Here is a 14,037-nt window from a genome sequence, read left to right as displayed (position 1 = left end):
GAATTAGAAGTTGAAAACATCATTTTCACTTTGTACTTCACTCGGTTTGCATTATCTTTGTCATTAACTTAACAAAACAAGAAAAACTAATCCTGATTATGGACAACTATATTGTATCAGCACGTAAATACCGCCCTGCCACATTCGACACCGTAGTAGGACAGCGTGCACTCACAACGACTCTGAAGAATGCCATTGCCAACAACAAGCTGGCCCACGCCTATCTTTTCTGCGGACCGCGAGGAGTAGGAAAAACCACATGCGCACGTATTTTTGCAAAAACCATAAACTGTCTGTCACCGAAACCTGACGGCGAGGCTTGCAACGAATGTGAATCATGTAAGGCATTCAACGAACAGCGTTCATACAATATCCATGAGCTGGATGCCGCATCTAACAACTCTGTGGAAGATATCCGCTCACTGATAGAGCAGGTACGCATCCCGCCACAGATAGGCAAATACAAGGTATATATCATCGACGAGGTACACATGCTGTCAACGGCTGCCTTCAATGCTTTTCTGAAAACACTTGAAGAGCCGCCTCATCATGCCATATTCATCCTTGCCACAACAGAGAAACATAAGATTCTGCCTACTATTCTGAGCCGATGTCAGATATATGACTTCAGCCGTATCAGCGTTACTGATACAGTGGAACATCTTCAGGGAGTGGCACAGAAAGAAGGTATAGACGTTGAACCTGAAGCACTGACCGTAATAGCACAGAAAGCAGACGGTGGTATGCGCGACGCCTTATCAATCTTCGACCAGGTGACAAGTTTCTCCAACGGGCATATCACTTACAAGAGTGTCATAGAAAACCTCAACGTACTTGACTACGAATATTATTTCAAACTGACAGACTATATTCTGGAAAACAAGGTTTCGGAATGCATGCTTCTGTTCAACGAGGTATTGAAGAAAGGATTCGACGGTAATCACTTCATCACCGGATTGAGTTCACACTTCCGCGACCTACTTGTGAGCCGCGACGAACAGACACTGCAGCTTCTGGAAGTAGGTGCCTCAATCAGAGAAAGATACAAGACTCAGGCACAGAAATGCGAACAGAAGTTCCTCTACAAGGCAATGAAGCTGTGTAATGACTGCGACCTGAACTACAGACAGAGCAAGAACAAGCGACTTCTGGTAGAGCTGACACTAATACAACTGGCACAGATTACATCCGAAGAAGACGATATCAGCAATGGGCGTAGCCCTAAAGTGATAAAACCTATCTTCAACCAGCAGACTGCTCCGGTAGCAACGCAGCAACAACCTGTAGCTCAGCAACCGGTACAAGTTCAGAACGTACAACAACAGGTACAGCAAAGCACTTCAGAATCTCAACCACAATACGGCAATAACCCTGCACAACAGCAGGTACATAAACTACCCGACGGATTAAAAGTTACCCAGGAAAAGAAAATACCTGTTGTAAAAGCGGGAATACTCGGACCGTCAATAAAGAAAAGGCCACAACATCAGGAGGAAGCCGCCGCACAGAAACCTGCAGCACAAGTCCAGCAGGTAGAAAAGGAATGGGAAGACTACGATGTGTATGAAAAGGACCTGAACTACTACTGGAGAGAATTTGCAACCCGTCTTCCTAAAGAAGAAGCTGCTAATGCAGGACGAATGATGAACATGTCGCCGAAACTTCTTGACGACCAGACTACATTCGAAGTGGCGGTAGATAACGAAATGGTTCAGAAATATATGCTGCAACTGGCACCACAGATAGAGAATCACTTGAGGGAACAGCTTCACAACAGAAAAATCAAGATGACTGTACGCGTAAGTGCAGCCGATGAGAATATCAGAGCCTACAGCCATGTGGAACGTTTCCAGATGATGAGCAAGAAAAACCCTAATTTGCTGAAACTGAAAGAAGAATTTGGACTGGAGTTATCATAGAAACAAACACTTATAAAAGCAAAACAGCTTCATAAACATTCAACTCAGATTGATAGTTTATGAAGCTGTTTCTTTTTGGTTTATGCTATAAAATTATAAATCGTGATTGCGCATACGATACTCAGCCAATTCCTCATATTTCGTTCCAGGACGTCCGTAGTTGCAATAAGGATAAATAGAGATACCTCCACGCGGAGTGAATATACCTGTCACCTCGATATACTTAGGATTCATCAGTTTGATAAGATCCTTCATGATTATATTCACACAGTCCTCATGGAAATCTCCGTGATTTCTGAAACTGAACAGATAGAGTTTCAGGCTCTTGCTTTCCACCATCTTGACATCAGGCAGATAGCTTATACGGATTTCAGCAAAATCAGGCTGCCCGGTGATAGGACAAAGACTCGTAAACTCAGGGCAGTTGAAACGTACCCAATAATCATTCTCCGGATGCTTGTTTACAAAAGCCTCAAGTACCTCCGGAGCATAGTCCTGACGATAGACAGTACTACCGCCAAGCAATGTCAGTTCTTCTTTTCTTTCCATTGTATATATAATTTTTCCTTTTATACGATATAATGTCCGCAACAATTATCTCCACACGTACGTGTGGAGTACTCGACACGCTCGTGTGGAGAACTCGACACGGCCGTGTGGAGATCTCATCACGTTCGTGTGGAGATAAACATTCTTTATCGGAAATCAGCAATAAAAAGCAGATTATTTATTTTTCGAGCTCAAATACTTTTCAAGTCCCTCGCGACGTAACTTACACGCCGGGCAATGTCCGCATCCGTCGCCCTGCACCCCGTTGTAGCATGTCAGAGTTTCGTTTCTTATCAGGTCAAGCACTCCAAGCTCGTCAGCCAAAGCCCATGTCTGTGCCTTGTCTATCCACATCAGCGGAGTGTGAATCACGAACTGCTCGTCCATAGCAAGGTTAAGAGTGACATTGAGCGACTTGATAAACGAATCCCTGCAGTCCGGATAGCCGCTGAAGTCTGTCTGCGAAACCCCTGTCACCAAATGACTGATGCCATGCTCGCGCGCATAAACGGCTGCTATACTGAGGAAGAACAGGTTTCTTCCCGGCACGAAAGTATTAGGGAAAGAACCTTCCGGTTTTTCCTCGTCCATCACGATGGAAGTATCAGTAAGAGAATTCTTGCCAAGATGACCGATGAACGATACATCCATTGCGTGAAAATGCACTCCTGCCCTTTCGGCAATCCCTCTCGCCAGTTCCACCTCCTTTACATGTTTCTGACCATAGATGAAACTAAGCGCATAAACTTCCTTGAAATGTTTCTTTGCCCAAAACAGGCAAGTAGTAGAATCCTGGCCGCCACTGAACACTACCAGTGCAGCCTCATTATTCATAGTCATAATCAAATCTCCTTAATCTTCAATACATTATACGAGATATTCTCATCATACACATCGCAATCATCTACACGCTTGATGTAGTTCACCACCCTGATAGTCACAGGGAGAATGATGATTTCATAAAGCGTTTTCAGAACTACCTGCACTACCATCATCTTCAAAAGTTCGTTCACAGGCATCAGTCCACCGAAAGCCAACGGGAAGAAAATGATTGAATCGGCACCTTCACCAGCCAAAGTTGAAACAATGGCACGGGCAGAGAAGTTCTTTCCGTGCGAAGCAATCTTCATCTTACTCATAACGAAAGCATTGATGAATGAACCTACAAGGAAAGCTGTCAAGCTGGCAGCCGCGATGCGCGGAGCAAGACCGAACACAAAATCGAATGCCTGTTCGCCTTCCCAGAAAGAAGCCGCAGGAAGAGCCACTGCCACTTTACCTAAGGCTACTACCATGAAGTTCATAAGGAAACCCATCCAAATGATAAGACGCGCCTTGCGGAAGCCCCAGACTTCGGCAATACAGTCATTGATAATGTAAGAGATTGGAAAAACTATCAGTCCGGCAGTTACGGAAATCGGACCGAATTGTACGACTTTGGCCTCTAAAAGATTGGCTGCCACGAGGCAGACACAAAACACAATACCCAAGACCATGAAAGGTACTGATACGAGATTTTCTTTTTTCATCGTTCCTGTTTTTTACGTGGTGTTCTAGAATACACGGCCGCTATTCACGGCATCGCATGTTAATGATCTCTGTTTTTTAATTCTGGCGCAAAAGTACTGAGTATTTACGATATATGCAAGATATTGCTGAAAAATTAAATTTTAAACGGTCAGTTCTAATCCCACCATAAAAACATCCTGTAAGTACGGATTAGATTATATAAATGCCAGGCTTTATGAATACGAAGACGTTCTTTATAAATTATTGACAGAGTATTATTTAAGTTGGGATTCGTAAAATCAAATTCAACGAAACGTCTGGCATTCTTTGTATTGACATACAGTTTCCTGCATGACAATATTCGGGAAGATTCATCCGCTCTATAAAGTTTACACCCTTTTCCATCCTTATACGGAACCAGGTTTAGAGGACTGAGTTCGATATTGAGGTCGTCTTTTTCAAGAACTATATCCAACAGTCGGAGACATATTTTCAAATCTCGCCTCACATATTCAATACCTACGAAGGTATCCCTTTCCTTAAAATATTCTTCCATCTGCCGGAGTTTCATATACTCCATTTCAATCATGAATGAATAATCCCAGTCTCCTTCTTTTGACAGAAAGCGAGTCCAACTATTAATTTTTCTCCTTAAATGTCCAGACTCTGAACGGTCACGTTTCCTTTTCATAGAAAATCATATTTTGAATTAGATGCTTCAAATATTATATACATTATCCACGCTTTCCATAATCTGTATCCGGCTCGGCAGCCATATATATTTCTGCAGACTGAACTTCAAGCGCATTCAGGCGTTCCTTCAACTTCGTATTTCGTTTCAGCACCGACAAGTTACGTATGGCGAAGCTTAATGCTTTTTTTGTACCTACCAAAACACAGATTTTTTTAGCACGTGTAATTCCGGTATAAATCAGATTGCGCTGAAGCATTACATAGTGGGTCATCAGCACAGGCATTACTACAATGGGATACTCAGAACCTTGTGACTTATGGATGGTAGTAGCATAAGCAAGTGTCAGCTCGTCCAGTTCAGAGACATCATATTCCACCGTTCTTCCGTCGAAGCAGACAAACAATGTTCTGTCTTCCATATCTACTCTCTCTATATAGCCCAAATCACCGTTGAAAACCTCTTTATCATAATTATTACGCAGCTGCATCACACGGTCCCCTTGACGGAATGAATATCCACTGCGGTTCAATGACACCTGCCCGGGATTCAAGACAGTCTGCAACGCCATGTTGAGATTGGCGGCCCCCACTACCCCTCTCTGCATGGGTGTAAGGACCTGTATATCGCTTGTCGGACGCTTATACGCATTAGGCAGACGCTCTTTCACCAACTTCACGATTGTATCTACTGCCTGTTCCGGATCTTCCTGTTGAATAAAGAAAAAATCAGTGTTTTTACCGTTGCTTGTATCTGGGAATACACCTTTATTTATGGCATGCGCACTCATGACGATACGGCTTTCCTGTGCCTGGCGGAAAATACGTGTCAGACGGATGACGGGTATTCTCTTGCTGTCGATGATGTCACGCAGCACGTTTCCGGCACCCACACTCGGCAACTGGTCAATGTCGCCTACCAATACAAGACGCATGCCTGCCGGAATTGCCTTCATCAGATTGTTCATCAGCAGGAGGTCTATCATAGAACATTCATCTACAATGAGAGCATCTCCTTCCAAAGGATTATCATCATTACGTTTATATCCATCTTTAGGATTGTACTCCAACAGACGGTGGATGGTCTTGGCCTCCATCCCGGTAGCCTCGCTCATGCGCTTGGCGGCACGACCGGTCGGTGCCGCGAGCAGAATGCGTAGGCCCATAGCTTTCAAGGCCGCTATAATACCTTGTGTGGTAGTAGTCTTTCCTGTTCCGGGACCTCCTGTAAGAACCATCACTTTAGAAGATACAGCCTCACGAATGGCTTCTGCCTGCACTTCGTCATACTCTACACCAGTTTGTTTTGATATAACTGAAATATCAGGAATTATATTGAACAGACTGCCTTCCACACAGTCCATCAATTTGTTCAGGCGATTCGCTGTACCGACTTCGGCATAATAGAACGGTGGCATATATATGGCTTCGGCATCAGCTATGAGGTCTTCACTCTGCAGCATCTCAGATATAGCCTGACGAACGGGAGCCTCATCGGCATCCAGAAGTTCAATTGCAGATTTTACAAGCTGCTCTTCCTCGGCATAGACATTGCCTTCCTCAGCGATATGGCTCAGTGTGTATGTGACTCCACTTTTCAGTCTGCGCAGGTCATTCTTCTCATACCCCATTTTAGAAGCAATAGTGTCGGCTGTCTTGAAACCTATTCCCCAAATATCATCTGCCAGTTTATATGGATTGGTTTTCACTGTGTCGATACTCTCCTTGCCATATTGTCTGTAAATTTTTGCGGCATAAGCGGTACTCACCCCATAACCCTGCAGGAAGAGCATTACATTTTTAATGTCCTTCTGTTTTTCCCAACTCTCAGCTATTTTCTCTACTCGTTTCTGGCCTATTCCCGGCACTTCATAGAGGCGTTTTATATCTGTCTCTATAATTTCGATAGTATCAAGACCGAAACGGCTCACGATGAGCTGTGCAAACTTAGGTCCGATACCTTTCACCAGTCCGCTTCCCAGATACTTTTCTATGCCGTAAAGAGTGGCTGGCATCACCTCTTCCCATGTCTGAGCCACGAACTGACTGCCATAGCGTTTGTCTACCTTCCAGTCGCCCTCACACAAAAGCACACTTCCTGCCGGTACCTCCAGGAGATTTCCCACCAGAGTAACCAGTTCATCATAACCTTTTACCTTAACCCTCATCACCGAATATCCGTTCTCAGGATTCTGGTATGTGATACGTTCTACTACACAGCGCAGTTTTTGCATTTCCGTCTTTTCTTATAATACTTATAATGAATTCAGTTACAATAACACAAAAATAGAGCTTATAAAAAAATGCAACATTTTTCAGCTTTAAAAAAACGCAACTATTTTTCTGATATCATTCATCCTATCTATTCTTGCGGGCAAGCTGTAAATTATAATCAGTCTGAATCCTGACCAACACACAGCATTAATACACAAAGCTGATTCAAGGAAAAGCGTTTTAAAAACGCCTTACCCTTTCTTTACATATTCAGAAGGCATACAACCCATGTATTTTTTAAAACTCGTAGCAAAATATGCCGGAGTATTAAAACCTACCATTTCACTTACCTCAGTTATACTATATTTACCCTCTTTCAGTAGTTTACAAGCTTCGGAAAAACGTATTTTCCTTATAAAATCAGTAGTGCTTTCACCTGTTATAGCCTTCATTTTCAAATGCAAAGTAGAACGTGACATATTCATTTCCGATGCAAATAAATCTGCAGAAAAAACAACACTGTCAAGATTCTTCTTTACAACAGCAACTGCTTTCTCCAAAAATTCTTTATCCAAAGTATTTAAAGCCAGCTTTTCCGGTTCTACATTAGTAGATTTGGAATAATACTCAACCGCCAAAGAATATGTGCGCAAAATATTCTTTATTTTCGTAAGTACAACTTCCATATAAAACGGTTTCGATATATAGTCATCCGCTCCTACTTTCAATCCTTCCAACTGTTCTTTTACTTCAGTCTTGGCAGAAAGCATTATAACAGGTATATGGCATGTCCTGATGTTTCTTTTAACGTCACGACACAATTTTATACCATCCACCAAAGGCATCATCACATCCGACAATATCAAATTTACATCACATTCTTCCAGCATATCAAGTGCCTCCTTGCCATTGTTAGCCCTGATAACATCGAAAATGCCAGACAACCCATCAACCAAATAATTCTGTATATCAATATTGTCCTCCACAACAAGTATAACCGGTCTTTTATTATTTGCAGATGTGTTTACATCAGCCGACGTATTTTCTTCTTGTAAAGCCTCATCTGTTTCATGATTTTCGGCAGAGGCAAGGTACATCTCCTGTGAATTGGTAGAATACACCTGTTCATTTTCGTTTACAATACCATCTGAATAAGAAATTTCATCCTTAGAATAAGCCCTTTCCAAGGAAGGAAGTTTGATATAGAAAGTACATCCCTCACCCAAAGCACTTTTAAAAGTTATTTCTCCATGATGCAATTCGACAAGTTTTTTTACCAGCGAAAGACCAATACCACTTCCTACATGCTCATTGTCAATCTGATAAAAACGCTCAAAAATGAACTTCTGCTTTTCAACAGGAATACCCTTACCGGTATCGCTTACTTCAAATAAAAGTGTACCATTTTCCTCATCTACCTTTATTGTTATAGAGCCACAGGCAGAAGTGTACTTAAATGAATTTGACAACAAATTATTCAGTATCAACTCAATATAGTTTGCATCACACCACACTTCTTTTCCATCAAGCATATTTTCCAGATGATAATCTATACCTGATGAGTTTGCCAGTGATTCATAACATCTGAATATACGCAATACGGTATTATCCAATACTTGTTTTTTTACCTTTAACTTAAAGACTCCAAGCTCTGCCCTACGATAGTCCATCAATTGATTTACAAGATGCAGTAACCTGTTGGCGTTATCATTTATATATTTAATTTTTGAAAGGACAGTCTTATCGGTTATATCTTTTAACAAGTCTGATAAAGGCGCAAGAATCAGAGTAAGCGGTGTACGCAATTCATGAGAAATATTTATAAAAAAACGCAACTTCATCTCATTCACCTCTTTTATACGCTCTTTGTCAACCCGTTCCATCTCAAGCTGAATTCTCATACTCTTTTTCATCCAGAAATACCTGAATAAAAGTACAGATAGCGCAATAAATATAATAGTATATAAAAGTTTTGCCCACCATGTGACATACCATGCCGGAAGGACTTCTATATTCAATGTAGTAGGATTATCGTTCCACACTCCGTCACGATTTGATGCCTTTACCTTAAATGAGTAATTACCAGGCTCAAGATTTGAATAAGATGCCGAACGTTTATTATTATCAGTGTAAACCCAATCCTGATCCAAGCCTTCAAGTTTATAAGCAAACTGATTATGTTTGCCTGAGATATAATCGGCAACTGTAAAATACAGAGAAATCATAGTCTGGTCTGATTTCAATGTTATATTATCAGTCTCGCTGATATGTTTTGTCAACACTCCTGTATTATCATCCGGATGGACACTTTTATTCATTATCTGCATATCGGATATCAATACAGACGGAATGAAAGGATTTGTAGGAAATATAGAAGGGTTAAAGACTGTTATTCCATTTATTCCGCCAAAATACATTTTTCCACTTTTAGTCTTACAGTATGAATATGATGTAAACTGATTACTTTGTATGCCATCTATATTCGTAAAATTACGGAAACTGTTTTCTGATGGATTATAACATGACAAACCATAATCAGTACTTATCCAAAGATTATTATCATCATCTTCCAATATTCCATATACTACATTATTCGGAAGTCCGTCCTTTACATCATAATTTTTCAAGCTGGCCTGCCTTTCATCAAAGATATATAGCCCTTTTCGTGTTCCTAAAAGAAAATTTCCCTTACTGTCTTTTGTTATAACATTAATATGAGTCCTCTCTAAGATATTATCATCTGGCAATATTTTGCAATCTTTCAGAACATCATCTTTTATTTCATAAACTCGTACCCCCTCAATCGTTCCTACCCACAAACGTTCCAATGAATCCATAAAAACCGTCACAATACGCTTTTCAAAATCTTTTCCATCGTCATATTTCAAACGTTTGAACTTTTTTGTCCTGATATTAAAGGAAACAATGCTACCAGTTACGGAGCCACATATAAGTTCCTCTCCGTTTTTCATAGGCAATATACCATAAATGCCTCTTCCGGTCTGCATCTCATCTCCAGGTCTATAATTACTTATTTTTCCGGTTTTAATGTCTATTACGTCAAGTCCCCTTGATGCATGTGCTCCTACATATACTTTTTGATTTACACTATCTATATATATAGACTTTATATCATTGGATGCGAGACCTTCTTTTACTGTATAATGGACAAACTTATCTTTCAAGGTATTGTATTTATTAATTCCACCATCATTAGTTCCTATCCATAAATTAAAATCTTTATCTTCTACTATACAACTTACAACATTGTCACTCAAAGAATTGTAATATGGTATATTTCTGATATTAGTAAACCTCTGTGACAAAGGATGATAGTAATTCAATCCTCCAAAATATGTACCTATCCACATACCTCCCTGCCTGTCTTTAAACAGACTCCTTACTGATGTATGTGAAAGACTTCCATCATTGGTATTTTCGCTATTGTAGATTGAAAAACTGTCATTCTTTTCATCATATATATTAAGAGCATTTAAGGTACCAATCCATAAGTGACCGAACATATCCAATGACAATGAACGTATATAATCAGAACTCAATCTAGAATTTTTGCTATTAAAGACTTTATACTCGCCGTTTTTTGGATTTATTTTGTAAAGTCCTTTCCCTTCAGTTCCCATCCATAATTCAGAATCTGAAACTTCAAGTATCGATAAAATCATATGCAAAGAGTAATCTCCCTTCATAATAGGCTTTACCACCTTCTCTTTCAAAGAATAAACATACAGACCTTCATATGCACCTACATAAAGCTTATCATCGAATTTTCGTATTGTTCTCGGTCTTATATGAGGGAATTTGGCTAATAAAGATATGTCTTCGAACACATTCTTTACGGTATTGAATACTTTCAGTCCCGTATCAGTAGCAACCAACACTTTATTTTTATCAAGACATACTACATCCCAAACTCCGTTTGCTGTACCATTTGTATAAACGAAATTACTAAATCTGTCTAATGCAGAATTATAAACAGACAGTCCACTACTTGTACCTATCCACACCTTACCTTCGGAATCGATATCCAACGATCGGATCACATCACTTCCTATACTTAAAGAGTCATCATCGTCATGATGATATACCATGAATTCATATCCGTCATACAGACACAATCCATTATATGTAGCTACCCATAACCTCTCTTTATTATCTTGAAGTATATCAACTACAGTACTGTTTGATAATCCATCCTCTAATCCTATCTTTGAGAATTTAATTTTTTCGATGGCACTTATTGTAGAAAATAAAAACGAAAGTATAAAAAACAAATGTAGTTTCATGGTCATTTATGATTTTACGGTGTACAAAATTAACTTTAAATCCGGTTTTTACATAATATAATATCAACATAAATCCAGAATCAAACAAATTCACCATATTTTTAAACACCATCGAAAGTCTTTCTCTTTCATGAGAACTATTTTTGCAGAAAACATTTTACCTAAATAAAACTTATTTTATGAACAAACATTATTTTTTATCCAAAACCATCATCTCACTACTGTGCTTGTTGATGTTTTCTACAATCGTTTTAGCACAAAAAACATCATTGACGAGAGTTCATGAAAATGTAAGGGAAACGGCCTATCCACAAAAATTCCATACCTTGTACATAAATCCGTCGCCACTTATTATCCCTGAAAGAATGAAAACCGATGAACTGATACAATTCGAATTAAGTATGGATTCCGCTTTTCCTGAAAATGCTACAATCACCTCAGCCCCCAAACCATGGCTCATGTTTAATCCTCACCGTATTCTTAAAACAGGAAAATGGTTCTGGAGAGTAAGGAATATCACATCTAAAGGCGAAAAAAAAGAATGGAGCGAAACTTTCGAGTTTACCGTAACAGGCGAAGAGCCACAATTTGTAACTCCAGAATTCGATGTATTCTATAGAAATATGCCTAAAGGATATCCACGCTTATACTGTTTCCTCGAAAAAGATCTGAAGGATGCAAGAAAAAACATAACGTCGCATCCCGAATATAAAGATATGACAGGGCGTGCCAATACAGCTATGAAATCAGATTTTGACACAGCCAAGAACACGTATCGAAATGCAAGAAAGAATAACTCTTTTATTGTATGGCTTAACACAGCGTACCTTCTAACCGGAGATACAAAATACTCCGACAAAATGGTAACATATGTACGAAATCTCATAAACAGTAAATTAGACCCCAAACTACTCAAAGATGACTTCTATTCAGGAGAACTTATTGAAAGTCTTCTGTACATATATGATTCATGCAACAAAATACTTTCAACAGATGAACTTGACAAAATTGAAGCTATGGTCTTTGAGGTAGCGAAAGGCCACCACATGGTACAAAGGCAAGGACATGAAGAGACACATATATTCAACAATCATTATTGGCAACACTGTTTCAGACAAATGATGCAGGTAGGCTTAATGTTTGCAGACAAAAACAAAACCGCATACGAAATGCTGGAGTACTGCTATGAAGTGTGGACTGCAAGAGCTCCTGCATCAGGTTTCAACCGCGATGGTGAATGGCATAACGGAACCGGATATTTTACCGCTAACACTCATACCCTATATTATGTACCAAGTTTGTTTTCCTATATAACAGGGACAGACTTTCTCAAACATCCATGGTATCAGAATGCTGGACGCTCACTGTTATATGCTTTTCCTGTAGGGACTATGAGTGCAGGATTTGGTGATGGTAACGAAAGACAACCTATTCCTGACAGACAACGAATGGCATTCGTAGATTTTCTTGCGCGTGAAACAGGCAATCCATATGCTGCATGGTATGCAAATCACTGTAGCAGACAAGTTAGAAGTGACTTTGAAATGAGACTGTACCGTATGGCCCGCAGCAACAAAACATATTCACAAAGCAAGGAATTACCTAAAGACAGACCTAATGCTGTATGGCTGGAAGATATAGGTGAAGTTTTGGCACATTCTGCCATACAAAACACCAACCGAAATCTTTTTCTCAGTTTCCGTTCAAGCCAGTTCGGTTCAGGAAGTCATACCTTGGCCGATCAGAACAGCTTTAACTTACACTTCAGAGGCGTTCCGGTATATCGTTCTACAGGATATTATCTGAACTTCAGTGATGCGCATAACCTTATGTCATACAGACATACACGTGCACATAATACGATATTAGTAGATGGAATAGGCCAGCCTTTCACTACACGTGCCTACGGAAAGATAACACGTATGCTGAACGGCGAGAACATCACCTATGCACTTGGTGATGCTTCGAATGCATATTGTGGAACAAGTGAATATCCTATGTGGATAGAAAACTTTAAGAAGGCTGGAATTACTCAGACTCCTGAGAATGGCTTCGGAGAGACACCACTAAAAAAATACAGAAGACATATATTTATGTTGCATCCAAACATTGTAGTGATATATGATGAATTGGAAGCCACCAAGCCTGTCACATGGGACTGGATGCTTCATAGTCCGGTGAAATTCAATATCGACAATAAAAATAACAAACTTACTACGAGATATGACAGCAAGAACTTTACATCAATAGCACAAATATTCAGTAACCAGTCTTGCGAAATTAGCCAGACAGACCAATTCGTATGTCCACCTGATCCCAAAAAGATGAAAAAAGGTCAGGAAGACAAATACGTAAACCAATGGCACATGACAGCAAAATTCCAACCAAGTAAAGCCAACCGCATTCTTACCATTATAAGGATACAACCTGATGAACAAAAAGAATTAAATGTAAACAGAAAAGGTAATATATTCAGTTGTGAAAAATGGAATATAGAAGCGGAACTTGACCCTAGCAAACCCGCAAGCCTACGTATTGTAAATACAAGAAACAATGCCACTTTCAGTCTCGGAAACGGTAATGTGAAAATATGCGATACTACATACCAACGTCTGGAAGAAGGTTCATCAGTATTATACGACAATATTGATGGTGAATGGCTGGTACATGAGATGTCTGATTATGAACCGCTAATAACAGGAGCAAGATAAAAAAAGGACAAATAAATATTAAAATGAATATTAAAATGAAATTCCCATGAGATAAAAAAATCACGCCAAAGAGAATGTAAATAGTCAAGCTGAAGTTACCTTTGTATAGTGTAACCCTAAATGTATCAGTTATGGCAGAAG

8 protein-coding genes are annotated in these 14,037 nt (G+C 39.7%); 2 read left to right on the top strand and 6 right to left on the bottom strand.

The features are described from left to right. Positions 1–98: 98 nt before the first annotated feature. Complete coding sequence (locus OCV82_RS10800; RefSeq protein ID WP_154044391.1) at positions 99–1,919, top strand: DNA polymerase III subunit gamma/tau; 1,821 nt, start codon at positions 99–101, stop codon at positions 1,917–1,919. Positions 1,920–2,012: 93 nt separating this feature from the next. Here OCV82_RS10800 and queF read toward each other — a convergent pair whose 3' ends face one another. From queF to OCV82_RS10770, 6 genes are all read right to left on the bottom strand, one after another. After that, a complete protein-coding gene (gene queF / locus OCV82_RS10795; protein ID WP_154044390.1) occupies positions 2,013–2,468 on the bottom strand; it encodes a preQ(1) synthase in 456 nt (151 codons plus the stop codon). A 174-nt stretch (positions 2,469–2,642) separates the two neighbouring features. Then, positions 2,643–3,302 (bottom strand): 7-cyano-7-deazaguanine synthase QueC, encoded by a 660-nt coding sequence (gene queC, locus OCV82_RS10790; protein ID WP_154044464.1) that lies wholly within the window; start codon positions 3,300–3,302, stop codon positions 2,643–2,645. Between the two features lie 8 nt (positions 3,303–3,310). Further along, on the bottom strand, positions 3,311–3,997 hold the full coding sequence (locus OCV82_RS10785) for a queuosine precursor transporter (RefSeq protein ID WP_154044389.1): 687 nt from the start codon (positions 3,995–3,997) through the stop codon (positions 3,311–3,313). A gap of 155 nt (positions 3,998–4,152) precedes the next feature. Then, positions 4,153–4,668 carry a hypothetical protein gene (locus OCV82_RS10780; protein WP_154044388.1) on the bottom strand — a complete coding sequence of 172 codons (516 nt, stop codon included), beginning with the start codon at positions 4,666–4,668 and terminating at the stop codon, positions 4,153–4,155. A 43-nt stretch (positions 4,669–4,711) separates the two neighbouring features. Then, positions 4,712–6,901, bottom strand: a complete 2,190-nt coding sequence (gene recD2 / locus OCV82_RS10775; RefSeq protein ID WP_154044387.1) for an SF1B family DNA helicase RecD2 — start codon at positions 6,899–6,901, stop codon at positions 4,712–4,714. A 231-nt stretch (positions 6,902–7,132) separates the two neighbouring features. Continuing rightward, a complete protein-coding gene (locus OCV82_RS10770) occupies positions 7,133–11,185 on the bottom strand; it encodes a hybrid sensor histidine kinase/response regulator transcription factor (protein WP_394802659.1) in 4,053 nt (1,350 codons plus the stop codon). 179 nt (positions 11,186–11,364) lie between these two features. Between OCV82_RS10770 and OCV82_RS10765 the strand changes: the two genes are divergently transcribed. Then, positions 11,365–13,896 (top strand): DUF4962 domain-containing protein, encoded by a 2,532-nt coding sequence (locus tag OCV82_RS10765; protein ID WP_262543521.1) that lies wholly within the window; start codon positions 11,365–11,367, stop codon positions 13,894–13,896. Positions 13,897–14,037 lie beyond the last annotated feature (141 nt).

It is taken from the genome of Bacteroides cellulolyticus, from assembly GCF_025567135.1.
GTDB lineage: Bacteria > Bacteroidota > Bacteroidia > Bacteroidales > Bacteroidaceae > Phocaeicola > Phocaeicola cellulolyticus.
Note: the sequence above shows the minus strand (reverse complement) of the source record. Positions and strands in the feature narration are given on the sequence as shown.

Bases quoted from the DNA above. Each gene is read 5' to 3' on its own strand.
- OCV82_RS10785 (WP_154044389.1), bottom strand. From the start codon at position 3,997: ATGAAAAAAGAAAATCTCGTATCAGTACCTTTCATGGTCTTGGGTATT.
- OCV82_RS10800 (WP_154044391.1), top strand. From the start codon at position 99: ATGGACAACTATATTGTATCAGCACGTAAATACCGCCCTGCCACATTC.
- queF (WP_154044390.1), bottom strand. From the start codon at position 2,468: ATGGAAAGAAAAGAAGAACTGACATTGCTTGGCGGTAGTACTGTCTAT.
- OCV82_RS10765 (WP_262543521.1), top strand. From the start codon at position 11,365: ATGAACAAACATTATTTTTTATCCAAAACCATCATCTCACTACTGTGC.
- recD2 (WP_154044387.1), bottom strand. From the start codon at position 6,901: ATGCAAAAACTGCGCTGTGTAGTAGAACGTATCACATACCAGAATCCT.
- OCV82_RS10770 (WP_394802659.1), bottom strand. From the start codon at position 11,185: ATGAAACTACATTTGTTTTTTATACTTTCGTTTTTATTTTCTACAATA.
- queC (WP_154044464.1), bottom strand. From the start codon at position 3,302: ATGAATAATGAGGCTGCACTGGTAGTGTTCAGTGGCGGCCAGGATTCT.
- OCV82_RS10780 (WP_154044388.1), bottom strand. From the start codon at position 4,668: ATGAAAAGGAAACGTGACCGTTCAGAGTCTGGACATTTAAGGAGAAAA.